This is a genomic window from Streptomyces sp. Je 1-332 (assembly GCF_040730185.1).
GTDB lineage: Bacteria > Actinomycetota > Actinomycetes > Streptomycetales > Streptomycetaceae > Streptomyces.
The window spans coordinates 1,601,720-1,620,496 of record NZ_CP160402.1; the positions used below are offsets into that span (position 1 = coordinate 1,601,720).

Sequence of the window (18,777 nt, forward strand, 5' to 3'; positions counted from 1 at the left end):
TCCAGGGCGGCGGCTACGGCGCACGTGCGCTCTCACCATACCGACCGGTATGCATGGCGTCAGGACCCGCGAAGGGTCGGGGCACGAAACCGCCGACGCAGATACGGCCCCAGTGTCAGTCCAGTGAACCCGCGAAGTAGGAGTGCAGCAGGGTCCGCGTCTCGTCGATCAGGTCGGGGTCGCCCGACGGGTGTGCGCGGAAAGCGAGTTGGAGGACGGCGTCGACCGCCTCGACGCCGACGAGCACCGTGCGCCGCAGCTTCTTGTCCAGCGGCCGATCGAGGTGGGCCGCGAGCAGGCCCGCGACCCGTTCGGCGACGTCCGAGTTGGCGTCGGGCATCGCCTCGGGCGCCGATGGGATGCCGAAGTCGACCAGGCCGAAGCCGGGGACGCTGCGTTTCATGGCGAGGTACTCGTCGAAGGCCGCGTCGACGGCACCGCGCCAGTCACCGCGCTCCACCCCGGCCATACGGGCCGCCACGCGCTCCCCGTAGGCGTCGAGATTGCGGTGGGCCAGGGCGTCGGCCATGGCCCGCTTGTTGCCGAAGAAGCGGTAGACCGAGCCGATCGGGACGCCCGCGCGGGTGGCGACGGCGCGGGTGCTCAGGCCCTCGTACCCGACCTCGTCCAGGAGGTCGGCGCAGGCGTCGAGGATGCGGGTCAGACGCTCGGCACTGCGCTCCTGCACGGGCACGCGGCGCAGGGTTTTCGGGGGCGGCGGCGGCTTCTTCTGATCACGGTGGGGCATCCCCGGGAGAGTAGAGCATTGTTCACATCCATGGATCCCCTTGCGGAAGGAAAACGTGAATCCTACGGTGACCCATAGGAATCGTTGACGAGGGAGCGATGATGAGCCGGGAACACACCAGCGACGCCGGACGTGCGGACGCGAACGACCCGCGCAAGACGGCGGAGGCACTGACGTACCTCTCCGGCTTCGGCAACGAACACAGCTCCGAGGCGGTGCCCGGCGCCCTGCCGCACGGCAGCAACTCGCCCCAGCGCGCCCCCCTGGGCCTTTACGCGGAGCAGCTGAGCGGCACCGCCTTCACCGAGCCCCGCGCCCACAACCGCCGCTCGTGGCTCTACCGCATCCGCCCCTCGGCCGCGCACCCGGCGTTCACCCGTGTCGACAACGGCGCGATCCGCACGGCGCCGTTCACCGAGACGCCCGACCCCAACCGGCTGCGCTGGAACCCGCTCCCGGTGCCCGCAGCCGGCACGGACTTCCTCGCGGGCCTGTGGACGCTGGGCGGCAACGGCGACGCCACCCAGCGCACCGGCATGGCCGTGCACCTCTACCACGCCAACTCCTCCATGACGGAGCGGGTGTTCAGCGACGCGGACGGTGAACTCCTCGTCGTACCCGAGCAGGGCGGTCTGCTCCTTCGCACCGAGTTCGGCATGCTGCGCGTCGAGCCGGGCGAGGTGGCGCTGATCCCGCGCGGGGTGCGCTTCCGCGTGGAACTGCTCGACGAGACCGCCCGCGGGTACGTGTGCGAGAACTACGGTGCGCCCTTCCAGCTCCCCGACCTGGGCCCGATCGGTGCGAACGGCCTCGCGAACGCACGGGACTTCAGGGCTCCGGTCGCCGCGTACGAGGACGTCGACCGCCCGGTGGAGGTCGTGAACAAGTTCTGCGGCAATCTGTGGCGGGCGACCTACGACCACTCGCCGCTCGACGTCGTCGCCTGGCACGGCAACCACGTCCCGTACGTGTACGACCTGCGCCGCTTCAACGTCATCGGCACCATCAGCTACGACCACCCGGACCCGTCCATCTTCACGGTCCTCACCTCTCCGTCCGATACGCCGGGCCTCGCGGGCGTCGACTTCGTGGTCTTCGCGCCGCGCTGGCTGGTGGGCGAGGACACCTTCCGGCCGCCGTACTTCCACCGGAACGTGATGAGCGAGTACATGGGCCTGATCGAGGGCGCGTACGACGCCAAGGCGGAGGGCTTCGTGCCCGGCGGCGGCTCGCTGCACAACATGATGTCGGCGCACGGGCCCGACCGCGACACCTTCGAGAAGGCCTCCGCCGCCGAGCTGAAGCCGCAGAAGATCGACGACGGGCTTGCCTTCATGTTCGAGACGCGCTGGCCGGTGACGGCGACCGAACAGGCAGCTCAGGCCGCCCATCTGCAGCGCGGATACGACGATGTGTGGGAGGGTCTGGAGCGCCATTTTCGAAACTGACCCCGTTTCGAAGCCGACGCGACAGACTCGGACTGATTCGGAGAGACCGTGACCGCTTTCGCCCCGGACTCGATCGTCCTGAATCGCAAACTGCCGCTCTGGTATCAGGTGTCGCAGTCCCTGCGCGCCTCGATACTCGGCCGCACACCCGAAGCCCCGCTCCGGCTGCCCACCGAGGAGCAGCTCGCGGGGCACTACGGCGTGAGCGTCCTGACCATGCGCCAGGCGCTCAAGGAGCTGGAGGACGAAGGCCTGATCACCCGCCACCGGCGGCGCGGCACGTTCATCGAGCCCAGCGCCCAGCGCGGCTCGCCGGTCCGGCTGCTCGGCTCGGTCGACGCGATCGTGGCCCAGCAGTCGGGCATGAGCACCCGGCTGCTCGCGCATGGGACGTCGCCGGTCTCCGGCGAACTCGCCGCGCACTTCCCCGACCTGACCGAGGTGGCGACGTACCACCGGTTGCGCAGCGACGAGAAGACGGGCGAACCGACCAATCACGCCCATAACTTCATCCGCCCCGAGCTCGCCGAACGCATCGACCTCGACGACCTGACGCGCTGGCCCATGACGAAGGTCCTGCGCGACGTGGTGGGCGTGCGCATCAGCCGCATAACGGACACCGTCGAGGCCACGCTCGCCGACCCGGAGACGGCCCGCCTCCTCGAAGTACCGCTGCTCAGCCCGATCCTGCACTACACCGGCATCACGTACGACGAGGACGGGCGCGCCCTGGACGTGGCGCGCATCCACTACCGCGGCGACCGCTTCTCCTTCACGGTCACCCTCGACGCGACGTAAGGGTCTCGACGTACGATGCCGGGCGTGACGCACGACGAAGCGGCGCTGCTCGCCGACCTGATGCCGTGGTCCGTCGCACCGCTCCGGCCGGGCCGCGGGTGGCCGATGGGCCCTGACGCCGCATCCCTCAGAGCCCGTTGGGCCCGTTTCGTGCAGGGGGACACGGCGGAGCGAGAGCGGCTGCTCTCCCCCTCGCGCACGCGCACCCTGCACACCGCGGTCGCCCAACTCCCGGGCCACCAGGGCGCGACGGTTCCGTTGGCCGCCGCGTCGGGCCCCTGCCCAGAGCCGGTGCGCGTCCTGCACGGCCCCTTCGACGAGCAGTGGCTGATCCCGGACCACCGGCTCATCGACGCCGCGCGCCCGGAGTTGTGGCGGGTCGCGGGCGAGGGCCAGCTGTTCGCCGTCGAGCAGGGTTACGTCGCCGGGTCCGCGGGCCCCGCGGTCCTTGCGTCCGCCGTGCTGCCGGACGGGCGCTCCCCCGCCGGGCGGCCCGGGCGCATCCGTCCGCTGTTCCGCCGTCCCGGCGGCCTCGAACCCAATGCGGCGCCCGGTCTGCTCGCCCACCTCTCCGCCGCGCTCGGCCTGGACGTCGGCGCCGTGGACCTGCTGGCCTGGACGCTCGCCGTCGCGGAGGCCTCGCCGGGCGGGTGCCGGGTGCCGCTGACCTCGGACGCCGACGTCTGGACGCGTGGCACGGAACTGGGGCGCCGCATCCTCGCGCTCCAGGCCCGCGGTGACGGCGCGCGGCCGAAGCTTCCCGGTGGCCGGCGGCCCTACGTACGGGCGCCGCTGCCCGCCCGCCCCGCGGAGATCTCGTACGACGCCGACGAGGAGGCCCTCTCTGTGGACGCGGGCCGCATCTCGCCGGTGCCGCGGGAGGCGTGGGAGTTCGAGGTGAGCGGGGTGCGGGTCATCGAGCTGTGGTTCGCGCGGCGTACGGAGACGGGCGAGGCGGGCTCCCTGGATTCCCTGGGTTCCCTGGATTCCCTGGAGGCGATCCGGCCCGCGGAGTGGCCACAGGCCTGGACGTCCGAGCTGCTCGAACTCATCACGGTGCTCGCACTCCTTGCGGAACTCCGGCCGCTCCAGGACGAATTGATCCGGTCACTCACGTCGGCCGGCCCCGGCGTCTCCGCGGACGTGCTGCACCGGGCGGGCGTACTCCCCGTCCCTGACGCGGCCCGCCGCCCGGCATCGGTCCTCGACCACCACGAGGAAGGCCCGGGCGGCCAGTTCGCCCTCATCTGAACCTGCCCGGGGATCGGCGCCTACTTGGCCCGTTCCTCGCGCGGACCACCGCCAGAGGCGAGCAGCGCCACCAGGCCGGCGACCTGCAGCAGGGCGAGGGTGGCGACCCCGACCCAGAAGCCGTCCGCCCCTCCGCCGCCCAGGCCGTACGCGAGGGCCGCCACCGCCGGTCCGACGGTGAAGCCGAGGGTGCGGAACGTGTTGCCGACCCCGCCGCTCGTGCCCACCAGGTCGGCGGGTGCCGCGGCCAGGATCGAGGCGTTCACCGGGGTGCCGAACAGCGCTTGGCCCACGCCGATCACGGCCAGCCGCCAGCCGATGTCCAGCAGCCCGGAGCCGGGTCCGAGCGTGAGCATGCTCAGCAGGCCGCCGATGACCAGGAGCAGGCCGGCGGCCCCGAGGATTCTGCCGGGCAGCCGGTCGGCGAGCTGACCGCTGAGCGGCGAGCTCACGGCCACGGCGCCGATGAAGAACACCATCGCGAGGCCCGTCATGGCGGCGCTCCCGTGCAGGACGTCGGCGACGTAGAACGGCAGCAGGAAGTAGGAGAGCCCCACGAACGTGCCGGTCAGCATGAGCGAGAGGACCGGAAGGCCGATGGCCCTGCGCCGCAGGAGACCGATCACCGGGCGCGCCGAGCGCAGCCGCGTCCACCACAGCGCGAGCGCCGCCGCGGCCACCGCGAACAGGGCCGCGACGACCGGCTGTTCGGCCTCCACCCGGTCGAAGGCCACCAGGAGCGCGGTCACCGAGCCGCCGAGGACCAGGCCGTCTCCCACCAGGGACCGGTCGGGCCGAGAGAGCCCACCGCCGGTGGAGGGGATGTGCCGCGCGCCCAGCCAGATCACGAGGATCAGGACCGGCACCTTCATCAGCATCACGGGCCGCCAGCCGTAGGCGTCGGCGACGATCCCGCCGAGGGACGAGCCGCCCATCGAGCCGATCGGCATGATCGTGGCGATGTAGCCCATCGCGCGGCCCCGCTGCTCCGGCCGTACGACGGCAGCGACCACCGGCAGGTAGACCGCGACGGCGAGCGCGCCCGCGACGCCTTGCAGGGCGCGGGCGGCAAGCAGCACGGGGAGGTTCGGCGCGGCTGCCGCGAGAACGCTGGTGAGGCCGATGGCCGGGACGGCGAAGAGGAACACGGCGCGCAGGTCGACGCGGTCGGCCCACCGCCCCGCGGGGATCGCGAGGGCGGCCGTCGGCAGGGCGTAGGCGAGGAGTACCCACTGGGTCGCGGAGGTCCCGACGCCGAGGTCGGCGCCGATCGCGGGCAACGTCACGGAGGAGAGGCTCAGCTCCAGGGTGACCATCAGCATGGCGAGCGCCATGACGGCGACCGGCGTCCAGCGGGTCTTGGTGGGGTCGGTCTCGGCAGGGGGCGTGGTGTCACGGGTCGCGTGCGTCATGAGGTCGACGCTAGGAACCGGGGCCTGTGCGGCGCCTCTGTCGTACGACTGGGGTGACAGGGCGACCGCACCCCAGTCATCACCCGGTCATGATCCCGGTCACGATCCCGGTCACGCGACGGAGGCCCCGGGCCTCGGCCGCTCCGTAGCTTTCCGGTGGGAGGAGGACATCCGCCGCCTCACCCCATACGACGAAAGCGAGTTGACCATGCGAGCGATCCGACTGCACGCCTTCGGCGGGCCCGAGAACCTGCGGTACGAGGAGGTCGCCGACCCGGAGCCAGGACCCGGCCAGGTCCGGATCGCGGTCAAGGCCGCGGGAGTCCACCTCCTGGACACCGCGCTTCAGAAAGGGGCGGCCGACGAACTTCCCTTCCCGTTACCGGAGTTGCCGATGACACCCGGCCGGGAGGTGGCAGGCGTGGTCGACGCCCTCGGCGAAGGAGTGGACGAACAGTGGCTCGGCAGACGGGTGGTGACGCACCTGGGCCTGGTCAACGCGGGCTACGCGGAGCTGGCCGTGCGGGAGACGGACGCGCTGTTCGCTCTGCCCGAGACGCTCTCCTACGAGGCCGCGATCGCCATGGTCGGCACCGGCCGCATGGCGCTGGGCATCCTGCGCGTCGCCGCGCTCGAACCGGACGACGTGGCCCTGGTGACGGCCGCCGCGGGCGGCATCGGCACGCTCCTCGTGCAGGCCGCGAGGAACGCGGGCGTGACCGTGGTGGGCGTGGCGGGAGGCCCGGAGAAGACCGCGCGGGTCCGTCGGCTCGGCGCGGACGTGGCCGTCGACTACAACCAGCCCGACTGGGCCGAGAAGGTGCGGGCGGCGCTCGGGGGCCGTGAGGTGAGCGTCGCCTTCGACAGCGTGGGCGGTGACGCGGGGCGTGCCGCGCTCGAACTCCTGGGCTGCGGCGGCCGGTTCGTGATGTACGGCTGGTCGTCGGGCGCGCCCACGGAACTGGGCACGAAGGATCTTCAGAGCGGGCTCCTGACGGCGACGTACGCGCTGGGCCCGCGGATCGCACGCGTCCCCGGGGGCCTGCGGGGCCTCCAGGAGCGGGCGCTGGAGGAGGCGGCACGCGGCACGCTCGTACCGGAGGTGACGACGTTCCCGCTGCGGGACGCGGGGGTGGCACATGCGGCGCTGCTGGGGCGGGAGACGGTGGGAAAGGTGGTGCTGAGCCCGTGAGCACCGGCGGACTCGGAACTTGGAACTTCGAACTTGGACCTCGGGACTCGAAACTCGGAGAGGAACTCTCATGAACGCTGACACAGCAAAGACGATGCGAGCCGCGGCGTTCGCGGCGCACGGTCCGGCGGAGGTGCTGCGTCCGGTCGATCTGCCCGTCCCGGAGCCCGGTCCGGGCGAGGTCCGTGTACGGGTGCGGGCGGCCGGCGTGATGCCCTTCGACATCGGGCTGCGGAAGGGGGAAATCCGGCCGCCGGGGGCGGTGTTCCCCGTGGTGCCGGGCAACGAGTTCGCGGGGACGGTCGACGCGACAGGCTCCGGAGTGACCGGCTTCGGCCCCGGCGATCCGGTGCTCGGCTTCTCCTTGCTCGGCTCGTACGCACAGTACGTCGTCGTCCCGGCGGAGAATCTGGTCGCCAAGCCGGACGCGATGGAGTGGGCGGTCGCGGGCGGCTTCTCGGGCAACGCGCAGGGCGCGCACATGGCGTTGAGCGCGATGCGGGTGGGCGCGGGCGACACGGTTCTGATCAACGCGGCGGCGGGCGGACTCGGCACGCTGGCGGTGCAGTTGGCGAGGGCGTGGGGCGCGAGGACGGTCATCGGAACGGCGAGCGAGCCCAACCACGACCACCTGCGGGCGCTGGGCGCGATCCCCGTGACGTACGGGGAGGGTCTGGAGGAGCGGGTCCGCGCGATCGCCCCGGAGGGCGTGGACGCGGCGCTCGACGGTGCGGGCGCGGAGGCGCTGCGTGCGTCGGCCGCGGTGGCCAAGCACCCCGACCGGGTCATCACGATGGTCGCCACGGAGGAGGCCCGGCGTCTCGGCCTCCCCGAACTCACCGGCATCAGAACGGCGGCCCGCCTCACGGAGATGACACAGCTGTACGCGAAGGGCGTGCTGCGGGTGCACATCCGCGCGCAGTACGCCCTGGACCAAGCGGCGGACGCACAGCGGGAGGTGGAACGGGGACATGGCCGAGGCAAGGTGATCCTGACGGCCAGCGTCTGACTGGCGGGGGCCTATTACTGGCGGGGGCGCCTCTGGCTGGCGGGGGCGCCTTGACTGGCGGGCCGCCTGAAACCCGGGGCCCCAGCGCCCGGCTCCCGGCCGCCTGCCGCTGGCCCCCGGCCGGCTGCCGGTTGCCGGTTGCCGGTTGCCGGTTGCCGGTTGCCGGTTGCCGGTTGCCGGTTGCCGCAGGCTCCCGGCCGCCTGCCGCTGACCCCCGGCTTTCGACTCCCGACGCACGCCCGTCGCCCGCCGCCCGCCGCCCGCCGCTGGCTCCCCGCTCCGGGGTAACGGGTGGGTGGGTGGGAAAGATCCGCCGCGAAGCGGGCGGAACAGACGTCGACGAGGCCAGGCAGGCGCCCCGTTAAGGTCGAGGCATGCTCTACGGACGCGGCGATGAAATCGCAAGGCTGGACGCCCTGTTGGCCCAGGCCCGGCAGGGCCACAGCGCTGCCCTCGTAGTGCGAGGAGAGGCCGGCATCGGCAAGTCCGCGCTCCTCGCGCACGCCGCGGCCAGGAGCCACGACACCCGCCTGCTGCAGGCAACCGGCATCGAAGCCGAGAGCGAACTCCCCTTCGCCGGCCTGCACCTGCTCCTGCACCGCGTGACCGACCGGATCGACACCCTGCCGGAGCCGCAGGCAAGGGCGCTCCGCGCGGCCCTCGGCCTCGCCCCGAACGCACCGGCCGACCGCTTCCTCATCGGCCTGGCCGTCCTGACCCTCCTCGCGGACCTCGCCGACGAGGCCGGCTCCCTGCTCTGCCTGGTCGACGACGCCCAGTGGCTCGACCAGGCCTCCGCGGACGCCCTCCTCTTCGCCGCCCGGCGCCTCGCCGCCGACGGCGTGGTGATGCTGTTCGCCGCGCGTGACGCCCACGCACCGCCCTTCCCCGCCCAGGGCCTGCCCGAGCTGCGGCTCACCGGCCTCGACGACGAGACCGCGGGGGATCTCCTCGCCGAGCACGCGGGCGATCTCCCCCGCTACGTACGCGAGCAGATCCGCGCCGAGTCCGGCGGCAACCCGCTCGCCCTGCGCGAGCTGCCCGCGGCCCAGCGCGAGGGCCACATATCCGTCTACGGCCAGCACTTGAGCTCGCTGCCGAGCCACTCCCGCCTTCTGCGGACCTTCGCGGACCGGATGTCGTCGCTGCCCCGGGCCACCCGCACCCTGCTCGTGCTCGCGGCGGCGGAAGGGACCGGCGACCTGACCGTGACGGCGGCCGCGGCGAGCAAACTGGGCGCCGGCGTCACCGATCTGGAGCCCGCCGAGCGCAAGGAACTGCTCAGCCTGGACGGCGGGCGCCTCACTTTCCGGCACCCCATGATCCGCGCCGCCGCCTATCAGAGCGCCCCGGCCGGCGACCGGATCGCCGCGCACCGCGCACTGGCCGACGCTCTGCCCTGCGTGGGCAACGTGGACCGCAGGGCCTGGCATCTGGCGGCCGCCACCACGGAGCCCGACGAGTACGTCGCCGGTGTCCTGGAGCAGACCGCCGAACACGCGCGATCCCGCGGCGGCTACGCGGCCGTCGCCGCCGCCTGCGAACGCGCCGCCCAGCTCAGCCCGGACGGCGCGCACCGCGCCCGGCGCCTCGCGCTCGCCGCGTCGGCCGCCGCGGACGCGGGCCACAACGAACGCGCCGCCGAACTGGCCCTGCGCGCCGCCCCCGCACCTGACCGACCCGGTCGTCCTCGCGCAGCTCGCGCAGGTGCGCGCCTCCGTGGCCCGTGAGCAGGGCCGCTTGGAGGCCTCGTACTCCGTGCTCCTGGACACGGCCGCCGACATCGCCCCGCACGCGCCACAGACGGCGGCGTTCATGGCGTACGAGGCGATGACCGCCGCCTGGCTCGCCGGGCACCGGCAGTCGATCGACGAGATGAGCCACCGGATCGCCGGACTCGACGTCACGACTCCCCCGCACGCCCTGCCCTACCTGCCGGCCGCCGAGGGTATCGCCCGGCTCGCGGCGGGCAATCCGGGCGGCGGACTCCCGCCGCTGCGCGCACTCTTCGAGGGTCTGCGGGCCGAGCGGCACGACCGCGGGCACACCTTGCGCGAACGCGTCTCGATCGCCTCCTGGTTCTCGCCGCTCGGCGCGCTGGAGACCGGCAACGACCTCGCCGCCGAGCTGGACCGCGAGTGTCGTGAGCAGGGCGCTCTGGGCCCGCTGCCGCTCGTGCTCCTCCTGCGCACCCGGGCGCGGATCTTCCTGGGCCGCCACAGCTGTGCCCTGATGGGCGCGACGGAGGGCCTGCGGATCGCCCAGGACACCGGACAGCCGCACTACGTGGGCCAGTTGTCGGGCGTCCTCGCCTACCTCGCCGCGCTCGACGGCGACGAGGAGCGCTGCCGCGAGCTCGCGGCCAAGGGTGATCTGCGGCAGGTGCTGCCCGGGCAGGTGTGGGGCGGGACCGCGATCGCCATGCTGGAGCTCGGCCTCGGCCGCCACGAGGCCGCGCTGCGGGCGTACGAGGACGTGGCGGCAAGCCCGTCCGGCCACACGATCGTCGTCCTGTACTGCGTGCCGGACCGGGTCGAGGCGGCCGTACGGACCGGGAAGGCCGATTCCGTACGGGAGCCGGCGAGGACGTTCGCCGAGTGGACCGAGCACACGGGAGCGGCCGGGGCGCGGGCGCTGGCCGCCCGCTGCCGTGCGCTGCTCGCCCCGGAGACGGAGGCGGAGGCCGCGTACGAGGAGGCTCTCGCGCTGCACGTCGACGACGGCCGCCCGTTCGAACGGGCCCGCACGGAGCTGCTCTTCGGGGAGTGGCTGCGCCGCGCGGGCCGCAGGAGCGAGGCCCGGGCGCCGCTGCGCTCGGCCCTCGACACCTTCGAGCTGCTGGCGTCGCCGCCGTGGGCCGAGCGGGCCCGCGCCGAGCTGCGGGCCACCGGCGAGAGCAGGGTGCGGCACGTCGGCGACGAGGCGCCTCTGGAACGGCTCACCCCGCAGGAGCGGCAGGTCGTGCGCCTGGCGGCGACCGGCCTGACCAACCGGGACATCGGCGCCCAGCTGTTCCTGTCACCGCGCACGGTGGGCTACCACCTCTACAACGCCTATCCGAAGCTGGGCGTGGCATCACGCGGCGAACTGACCCGCCTCCGGTTCCGGGACCAGGAGGAGGCCACGGCCTGAGCTGCACCAGTCCCGGTGCCGGTGCCTGTTGCTGTTCTTCCGGTTCGCGACGACCTGGGTCGGCATCCTGCTCGGCCTCGTCTCGCAGAGCGAGGAAGCGGCGGGGCAGCTGGGCAGCGCGACGTTCATGCTGCCGCTGCTGTCGAACGCGTATCTCCCCACCGACGGGCTCCCCGGGTGGCTGCGCACCGTCGCCGAGTGGAACCCGATCAGCGCGGTCGCCACGGCGGTGCGTGAGCTGTTCGGCAACGCGGCCGTGCCGTCGGACGCCGCCTGGCCGGTGGCGCATCCCGTGGCCGGGGCGGTCCTCTGGTCGCTCGTGCTGCTCGCCGTGTGCGTGCCGCTCGCCGTCCGCCGGTACACGCGCGGCGGACGGTGAGCGGACTGCCGAAGTCGCCGCGGACGCCCTACTTCTGGGGCGCGAGCTCCGGCCCCAGCGAGGAGAACTTCTCCTGGGACACCACCCGCTTCGGCGGCCATGTGATGTTCGGCGGCGGCCACTTCTGACCCGTCTTCTTCAGGAACCACGCCGGAGGTTCGTACATCGGCGGCTCGTAGCCGTCCGGCAGCGCGGTCCGCCAACTGACGCCCTTCGTGCGCTCCTTGAACTCGTCCTTGACCGCCTTCAGACGCTCGGGCTGCGTGATCAGGTCGACCGCCGTCGCCGCCAGGTACTTCGCCGCGGCGATCACCGCGGCCTGGCCCGGACCCGCCGCCGCGCAGGCGGCCGTGGACCAGGTGTGCATCTTGGTGCCGATGGGGGCGAGGGCGGCGCCCATCGAGACGGTGGGGACGTTCCAGCTGATGTCGGCGACGTCCGTCGAACCGCCGCCCATGAACACCGGGTTGGGCGGGGTCAGCTCGCCGATCTTGTCGTGCATGCCCTTCTGGGGCAGGCCCAGCGACTCCTGGAGCTCCTTGGCCAGGTCGTGGGCCTCGTCGGTGAAGCGCGGCGGGCCTATCTCCCGCATGTTCGCGTGCAGGAGTTCGGCGAAGGCCTTGGCCGGGAGCTGGTTCCAGCAGGCCGATGTGACGCGGTGACGGACGGACGTCTGCGACGCCTTCGCAGCCGCCTCGGAGACCGCGATCACCTTGTCCAGGAGGACCTTGACGCGGGCGGGGCTTCCTTCGCGTACGTAGTACGAGATCTCGGCGATCTCCGGGGTGACGTTCGGGATGTCACCGCCGTTGTTGATCACCCAGTGCAGGCGGCCGCTCGGCGCGAGGTTCTCCTCGCGCAGGAACTCCGACATCGTCGCCATCATCACGGCGGCGTCGAGCGCGGACTTGTTGCCGAGCGGGGTGCCGCCGTGTCCTGCCACACCGAGGAAGGTGAAGGTGACGGCGGTCATCGCGGTGGTGGTGCCCCAGCCGGTCGCGTTGGCCGTCGAGGGGTGCCAGTCCAGGAACGCGTCGAGTCCGTCGTACACGCCCTTGCTGACGGCGTACGTCTTGCCGATCAGTGCTTCCTCCGCCGTGGAGCCGAAGAACTTCACGGTGACGGGGAGGCGGTGCTTCTTCGCCGCCTGCGCGACGGCCGCCGCCGCGGCAGCTGCCGCCGTGCCGAGCGCGCTGTGGCCGCAGCCGTGGCCGGGGCCGTAGCTGGGGGCGAAGGGGTCGTGGATGTACTCGCGCGGGTCATGGTGGCCGACGCCCTTGTGCTGCGAGAGGCCGGGCAGCGCGTCGTACTCGCCGCTGAAGCCGAGGACCGGTCCGCCCTTGCCGTACGTGAACGTCGCGGTGAAGGCCGTCGGGAAGCCCGCGGTGCCGAACTGCACGTCGAAACCGGCCTGTTCGAGGAAGTCGGCCTCGGCGATGGAGGACTTCCACTCGCGCAGGGACAGCTCGGCGTTGTCCCAGATCTCGGCGTTCAAGCCGGTGATCCGGTCGTCGTGGGAGGTGATCCAGTCGAGCGCGGCGCGCTTGGCGGGGGTGTCGGCCGCGAGGTCTTCGGGAGCCTCGTAGGCGGCGGGGCTGTCGTCGGCGCCCGCGGCCATCGCCGGGTCCGCGTCGGCGGTCATGACGCCGGCGGTGACACCGGCCGCGCCGAGGAGCTGCATGATGTGGCGGCGGCTCAGGGACGGGCCGCTCGCGGGGAGTGCTTCATGCTCATGCTGATCGTGCAGGTCACACACGCGCACCTCCGGGGGTGAGGTTGGGTGTATCAGCCAATCGACCAGCCACACTGGGGCCGGAAAGTTGCGGCGTCAACAGGTGCGCATGACACGTGTGTTACGAGGGGTACTTGGTGAGTGACACGTGGGGAGAGGGAAGGGGCGGGTGGGTGGGAGCAATCCGCCGCTGAGCGGCGGCCCGAACCCCCGACCACCCGTGGTCAGCGACCCCCAAAGAGCGACCGCCGCAGCCTGCGCAAGGGAGCGAAGAGGGAGACCCTCCGCACACGTGCACCGCGGCCACTGTGATCATGCGCGCCACGTGAGGTCAGCTCACGCATCAGCAGCGTCGCTTCCGCCGTCTCGCGCTGCGGAACGGCAGGGCCGCCCAGCACTGAGAGATGGCGGTCGAGACGCGAGCTTGTCGCGCTGCTGCCGCAGGTGATCGCAGGGACACGCGCCCTGCTGCGCACCGTTATCTGTTCCATGTCACTCCCCACCCGTACGAGGGCACCCGGCCCAGGGCAGGTTAACCCTATCGCCCCGCCTCGACACTCGTGTATCCCGGTCACAGGATTCACCTACCCCGTAAGGCGGTTGACGATTACTCTCCGAATACAACTGATTCCAGGGCGAGTTGGACAAGCGGGGCGCAAGCGGGCTCTTCTGAGCCGCCATCCGACGCGATGGTCACGGCGAGTGACCCTGTGAACGCAAGGGGGTCCTCGGCGATCACGGGCGTTTCGCCGTCGAGCGGTCCCGGGGAGCAGCTGCCGGAACGTGGGCGATCTCACTGCGTGCGACGGAGACAAGAAGCGTGCGAGTGCGAGGGGGCGCGCAGGGACGGGCGGGCGCCCTCGGGTGCGGCTCCGGCCGCGCCGGGCCACTCACCGCTCCCCAAGGGGGCGGCAACCGCGCTCGGTTGAGGTAGTTTTGTGGAGAATCGCACGGCTGCGGATGGGGGACCCCCGTGAGCGTGAACGAGCGTGTGATCGCGGGGCGCTACCGCCTGCTCGCCCCTCTGGGCGAGGGCGGCATGGGCACGGTCTGGCGGGCCCGCGACGAAGTCCTCGGCCGCGAGGTCGCCGTCAAGGAAGTGCGTGCGCCCGCGGGGCTCCCGGCCGGCGAGGTCGACCGGTTGTACGCCCGCCTGGAGCGCGAGGCGTGGGCCGCCGCCCGTATCCCGCACCGCAATGTGGTGACGGTCTACGACGTGGCGAGCGAGGACGGGCGCCCGTGGATCGTCATGGAGCTCGTGCGGGGTCTTTCACTGTCCGACGTCCTGGACGCGGAGGGCCCGATGGCGCCGCAGCGTGCCGCCCGTGTGGGCGCCGAGGTGCTCGCCGCCCTGCGCGCGGCCCACGACGCCGGGGTCCTGCACCGCGACGTCAAGCCCGGCAACGTACTCATCGCGAACGACGGCCGTGTCGTCCTCACCGATTTCGGGATCGCCATGGTGGAGGGGAGTTCGGCCCTCACCATGACCGGCGAGGTGGTGGGCTCGCCCGAATTCCTGGCCCCGGAGCGGGCGTTGGGGCAGCGCCCCGGGCCCGAGTCGGATCTCTGGTCGCTGGGCGTGCTGCTCTACGCGTCCGTGGAGGGCCATTCGCCGTTCCGGCAGGACACCCCGCTCAGTACGTTGCGCGCGGTCGTCGACGAGGAGCTACCACCGCCCCGGAACGCGGGGCCATTGGTCCCGGTCATCGAGGGGCTGCTGCGCAAGGACCCCGCGGCCCGGATCTCCGCCGCCGACGCGGAGAACCAACTGCGGCTCGTCGCGGCGGGCGGGACCCCACAGGTGGCGACGCCCCTTCCGTACATGCCGACCGTCACGTCACAGCAGCAACATCAGCACCAGCAAGCGCCCGCCCCCTCTCCGCCTCCACCCCCGCCGCCTTCGTACCGGCAGGAGCCCGTCGTCACGACGACCACCACGGCTCCCGCTTCACGCTCGCGCCGCACTGCCCTCGTCCTCATCGCTGGCCTGGTCGCCCTGGCGCTGGCCCTGGGTGGACTCATCTACGCCCTGGCCAACCGCGACGACGGAGGCGGGGGCGGCACCACGAGCGGGGCCTCCGAGGGCAGTGGAGGCGACGGCGGCGGGAACGGGAGCGGTGGTTCCGACGGCGGCAAGAACGGCGGCAGCACGTCGGACGGCGGCGACGGCGGCGGGTCGGGCGACGGCGGCGGCGGTGACGGCGACTCCACCGGCGGCGGCTCCACGGACGGTGGCGGCGGAGGCGGCAACAACGGCGGTGGCGGCAACGGCGGCGGCTCGACCACGCACCCGGCACAGTCCGTCAAGGTCTCGGTCACCGGCGCGAACACGCAGTACAGCGGTGTCTGTCCGCCGGCCGCCGGGCAGGCACCCGCGTTCCTGGCGACGTTCACCGTGGGGCGGACCCCGGTCACGGTCGACTACCGCTGGGTGACCAAGTCCGGCGAGCCGGGCGACCCCGGCTGGAAGACACTCAGCTTCGCCTCCGGTGGAGGGAAGACCAAGCAGGTGCATCACACGGAGACGGTGGACGGGGAACCGGGCTCGACGCATCAGAACGAGATCAGCGTGGAGGTGCGCAGCCCGGTGAAGGCCGACTCGAACTCAGTTGCGTACTCCGTGACATGCGAGGAGGAGACCCCGACGGGCGGGGCCTCCTCCTATGCGCCGAACGAGTAGGGCCGTACACAGTGGATCAGGAGGGGGTTGATCAGGACGCCGCCGCGCTGAACACGGGGAGATAGCCGCCGGACTGGCCCGCGGCCTTGGGGTGGTAGGACTCGCCGATGTTGGTCCAGTTGACGCTGTGCAGCCACGGGTTGCCGGAGCAGATCTCGTGTCCGGCGAACGTGGAGGTCACGTCGCCGAAGGTGAAGCCGTGGTCGGCGGCGCGCTTGGCGGTCGTGGAGTTGAGGAAGTCGGCGGCGCTGTTGATGGCGCCGCGCTCCTTCTCGGAGAGGCCGGCGAGGCAGCCGCCGCCGAGCTTGTAGAAGCGGGGGTAGCCGAGCACGACGACCTGGGCGGCCGGGGCCTTGGCGCTGATCGCCGAGTAGACCCGGTCGAGGTTGCCGGGGAGCGTCGTCTCGACGTAACTGCGCGCCTGTGCGATCCGGGCGAGACAGTTGCTCTCGGACTGGAGCACGCAGGTCGTCATGACGTCGGCGAAGCCGGCGTCGTTGCCGCCCACGGAGAGGCTGACGAGGCCCGTTCCCGAGCCGAGCGGGCCGAGTTGGTTGGCCAGCACGTCACCCGTACGGGCGCCCGAGCAAGCCGTGAAGTTGAAGCTGGAGGGTGAGTTGGCGGCCGCCCAGAGCGCCGGATACGCGCGGGGGGTGCGCTTGCAGTCGCCGCTGCCGCTGTCGTATCCACCGGCTCCGACGCCGGAGGAGTAGGAGTCGCCGAGCGCCACATAGCCGGTGGCGGCGGCCTGTTGATCGGTCTGCTGGTCCGCTTGAGCCGCTGTGGCCCCGGTGAGGGCGAAGGCGGTGGCGAGGAGGAGTGAGGAAGCGTATGCCGTGATTCGGGACAATCTCATGGAACCTCCCTTAGCAGGATTTCTGCCACGACTGTGGTACCACTCCCCCCAGGGCGTCGGTAGTGCTCATGTCAATGAGTTCTCCTGCAATTCCCTTGCCCTCGCAGGGAGTTCCGTCGCGGTTCAGGGGCCCGACGTCGAACATCTCCACACTCCCTCCGCATCTTGACGTGCCGCCGTGGACTGCGCGACATTGAAGCCCGGCATCCGGCGCGTCGGGGGGCAAAGTCGCCAATGCAGACCATCAGGATCAAGTCACCGTCATCAGACACCGGGCGAGAGCCCGGCGACCGGCCGGTTCGCCGCGAGGACGCGCTCTCGCTGCTCGCGGGCACAGCTGTGGCGGTGGGCGCCGTCGGCGCGATGCTCGCGCTCACGGACATCGATTCGCCGCTGCGCGGCCCCTTCACCCTGTTCTTTCTCCTGGCGGCCCCCGGCTCGGCGATAGCGGCCGCGCTCAGGGGGCTTGACCCGTGGGGCCGGTGCATCGCTTCCGTTTCCGGGGCCGTCGCGGTCAATCTGCTGGTGGCCCAGGCGATGCTCGCCCTCCACATGTGGTCGGTGCGTGGCGGGGTCGCCGCCATCACCGTGATCGGCGCGCTCATCCATCTGCTGGTACTGGCACGGCGGCTGCGACGCCGTGCCCCGACGAGTCGGACCTCCTGACGTGGACATCACCGTGCACCGGCCCGGAGAACTCACCGCCGCGGACCGGGCGGCCTGGACGGCGCTGCAGTCCAAGGCCCACCTCAACGGCTCGCCGGAACTGGCCAATCCGTTCCTCTCCCCCGAGTTCACCCTCGCGGTGGGTCACTGGCGGCGCGGGGTGCGGATCGCGGTCGTACGCGAGGGCGGCGAGCCGGCGGCCTTCTTCCCGTTCCAGAGATCCATCACCGGCGTCGGCCGGGCCATCGGCCTCGGCGTCTCCGACTGCCAGGGCCTGGTGCACCGGCCCGGCTTCACCTGGGACGCGCGGGAACTGTTACGGGCCTGCGGGCTCGCGATGTACGAGTTCGACCATCTGGCCGCCGGCCAGGAGCCGTTCGAGGCGGGCGCCTCCGGTTCCTTCGCCTCCCCCGTCATGGACATCGACCAGGGGTACGAGGCATATCTGGAGCGGCTCAGGGCGAAGTCGCCGAAGTTCGCGCGTACGACCTTCTCCAAGGAGCGCAGGCTCGGGCGCGACCACGGCACCGTGCGCTACGTGCACGACGAACGCGACCCCGCGGCCCTGCGCACCCTGATGCGGTGGAAGTCGGCCCAGTACCGCAGGACCGGGCGCAGCGACCGCTTCGCGCAGGCCTGGATCAACCAGCTCGTGCGCCAGCTCTTCCACACCAGGTCCGATCAGTTCGCCGGCCTCCTCTCCGTGCTGTACGTCGACGAGGTGCCGGTGGCCGCGCACTTCGGGCTGCGCTCCGAGCGGGTCATCGCCCAGTGGTTCCCCGCCTACGACCCGGAGTACGCCAAGTACTCGCCCGGCCTGGTCATGCATCTGCGCATGGCCGAGGCGGCCGCCGCCGACGGCATCGCGTACCTCGATCTGGGGCGGGGCCAGAAGCAGTACAAGGACTCCCTGAAGACACGCGAACTCACCGTGTCCGAGGGGTGGGTGGCTCTGCGCCATCCGGCAGCGATCGGTCACCGGGCGCGGCGCGCTCCGGTCAGGGCGCTGCGCAACACCGTCTTGTCACGACCGGAGCTGTTCGAACCGGCCGACAAGCTGCTGAAACGAGTGGGCCAAATTCGATCAAGAAAGAAGTAATAAGAGAGAGCGACAAGGAACAGAGCGCTCCATATGTGGCCACCAAGACCGGCCATTTCATCAAAAGGGTGAGGCCTCGTTCCAGGTCTTGCCATACGGTGTCAATCATCAATACCGTCTTACATCCACCCGCATCGGTCCATCACGCAGTGCGATCCAGGGGAGGGCTCAGGGTCGCGGTGGAACCGGCGCGGGGCGCGGTAGGGGGGTGCCGTGCTCGGCGACTGAATTCGTGCCGAGTCACGTCCCGCGCGATGCCAGCTCACTCGGCATGCACGGAGATCCATTTCGTCATGCTCACGTGAGAACCCCCCTTTCGAACCGGATACATAGCCGGACTGCCCGGGGGTGGGCGGTCCACCGGACGAGAGGGAC

The 18,777-nt window shown here is 71.8% G+C and carries 15 protein-coding genes and 1 pseudogene; 11 read left to right on the forward strand and 5 right to left on the reverse strand.

All coding sequences use genetic code 11. The annotated features are described in order from the left end of the window. Positions 1–115: 115 nt before the first annotated feature. A complete protein-coding gene (locus tag ABXJ52_RS07510) occupies positions 116–748 on the reverse strand; it encodes a TetR/AcrR family transcriptional regulator (RefSeq protein ID WP_367040332.1) in 633 nt (210 codons plus the stop codon). Between the two features lie 101 nt (positions 749–849). On the opposite strand from ABXJ52_RS07510, the gene hmgA reads away from it, so the two are divergent. Genes hmgA through ABXJ52_RS07525 form a run of 3 tightly spaced genes read left to right on the forward strand, consistent with a single transcriptional unit; the run spans position 850 to position 4,245 of the window. Then, positions 850–2,196, forward strand: coding sequence for a homogentisate 1,2-dioxygenase (hmgA, locus tag ABXJ52_RS07515; protein WP_367040333.1), 1,347 nt, complete (start codon positions 850–852; stop codon positions 2,194–2,196). 48 nt (positions 2,197–2,244) lie between these two features. After that, positions 2,245–2,994 (forward strand): GntR family transcriptional regulator, encoded by a 750-nt coding sequence (locus ABXJ52_RS07520; protein ID WP_367040334.1) that lies wholly within the window; start codon positions 2,245–2,247, stop codon positions 2,992–2,994. Positions 2,995–3,009: 15 nt separating this feature from the next. Beyond that, positions 3,010–4,245 (forward strand): type ISP restriction/modification enzyme, encoded by a 1,236-nt coding sequence (locus tag ABXJ52_RS07525; RefSeq protein WP_367040335.1) that lies wholly within the window; start codon positions 3,010–3,012, stop codon positions 4,243–4,245. Between the two features lie 20 nt (positions 4,246–4,265). Here ABXJ52_RS07525 and ABXJ52_RS07530 read toward each other — a convergent pair whose 3' ends face one another. Then, positions 4,266–5,657: an MFS transporter gene (locus ABXJ52_RS07530; protein ID WP_367040337.1), complete on the reverse strand. Its 1,392-nt coding sequence runs from the start codon at positions 5,655–5,657 to the stop codon at positions 4,266–4,268. A gap of 208 nt (positions 5,658–5,865) precedes the next feature. Between ABXJ52_RS07530 and ABXJ52_RS07535 the strand changes: the two genes are divergently transcribed. The 5 genes and pseudogenes from ABXJ52_RS07535 to ABXJ52_RS07555 all read left to right on the forward strand — a co-directional run. Further along, entirely contained in the window at positions 5,866–6,849 is a 984-nt protein-coding gene (locus ABXJ52_RS07535) for a zinc-binding dehydrogenase (RefSeq protein ID WP_367040338.1), read from the forward strand. Positions 6,850–6,919: 70 nt separating this feature from the next. Next, the gene (locus ABXJ52_RS07540; protein WP_367040339.1) at positions 6,920–7,858 is read left to right on the forward strand and encodes an NADP-dependent oxidoreductase; all 939 of its coding nucleotides are present in this window, start codon (positions 6,920–6,922) and stop codon (positions 7,856–7,858) included. A gap of 374 nt (positions 7,859–8,232) precedes the next feature. Further along, positions 8,233–9,588: an AAA family ATPase gene (locus ABXJ52_RS07545; protein ID WP_367040340.1), complete on the forward strand. Its 1,356-nt coding sequence runs from the start codon at positions 8,233–8,235 to the stop codon at positions 9,586–9,588. After that, the gene (locus ABXJ52_RS07550) at positions 9,578–10,990 is read left to right on the forward strand and encodes a LuxR C-terminal-related transcriptional regulator (RefSeq protein ID WP_367040341.1); all 1,413 of its coding nucleotides are present in this window, start codon (positions 9,578–9,580) and stop codon (positions 10,988–10,990) included. The genes ABXJ52_RS07545 and ABXJ52_RS07550 overlap by 11 nt, the downstream gene beginning before the upstream one ends. A 25-nt stretch (positions 10,991–11,015) precedes the next feature. Further along, a pseudogene (locus ABXJ52_RS07555) lies at positions 11,016–11,369 on the forward strand (ABC transporter permease); the annotation flags it as partial. A 28-nt stretch (positions 11,370–11,397) separates the two neighbouring features. Here the strand turns inward: ABXJ52_RS07555 and ABXJ52_RS07560 are convergent. Together ABXJ52_RS07560 and ABXJ52_RS07565 are read right to left on the reverse strand one after the other, a co-directional pair. Then, positions 11,398–13,125, reverse strand: a complete 1,728-nt coding sequence (locus tag ABXJ52_RS07560) for an amidohydrolase (protein WP_367040342.1) — start codon at positions 13,123–13,125, stop codon at positions 11,398–11,400. Positions 13,126–13,325: 200 nt separating this feature from the next. Then, positions 13,326–13,592 (reverse strand): hypothetical protein, encoded by a 267-nt coding sequence (locus ABXJ52_RS07565; RefSeq protein WP_351165136.1) that lies wholly within the window; start codon positions 13,590–13,592, stop codon positions 13,326–13,328. A gap of 482 nt (positions 13,593–14,074) precedes the next feature. Between ABXJ52_RS07565 and ABXJ52_RS07570 the strand changes: the two genes are divergently transcribed. After that, positions 14,075–15,781 carry a serine/threonine-protein kinase gene (locus ABXJ52_RS07570; protein ID WP_367040344.1) on the forward strand — a complete coding sequence of 569 codons (1,707 nt, stop codon included), beginning with the start codon at positions 14,075–14,077 and terminating at the stop codon, positions 15,779–15,781. 31 nt (positions 15,782–15,812) lie between these two features. Here ABXJ52_RS07570 and ABXJ52_RS07575 read toward each other — a convergent pair whose 3' ends face one another. Then, complete coding sequence (locus ABXJ52_RS07575; protein WP_367040345.1) at positions 15,813–16,637, reverse strand: SGNH/GDSL hydrolase family protein; 825 nt, start codon at positions 16,635–16,637, stop codon at positions 15,813–15,815. Between the two features lie 234 nt (positions 16,638–16,871). On the opposite strand from ABXJ52_RS07575, the gene ABXJ52_RS07580 reads away from it, so the two are divergent. Together ABXJ52_RS07580 and ABXJ52_RS07585 are read left to right on the forward strand one after the other, a co-directional pair. Further along, complete coding sequence (locus ABXJ52_RS07580; RefSeq protein ID WP_367040346.1) at positions 16,872–17,303, forward strand: hypothetical protein; 432 nt, start codon at positions 16,872–16,874, stop codon at positions 17,301–17,303. A gap of 1 nt (position 17,304) precedes the next feature. Beyond that, positions 17,305–18,402 carry a GNAT family N-acetyltransferase gene (locus ABXJ52_RS07585; RefSeq protein WP_367040347.1) on the forward strand — a complete coding sequence of 366 codons (1,098 nt, stop codon included), beginning with the start codon at positions 17,305–17,307 and terminating at the stop codon, positions 18,400–18,402. Positions 18,403–18,777: the final 375 nt, after the last annotated feature.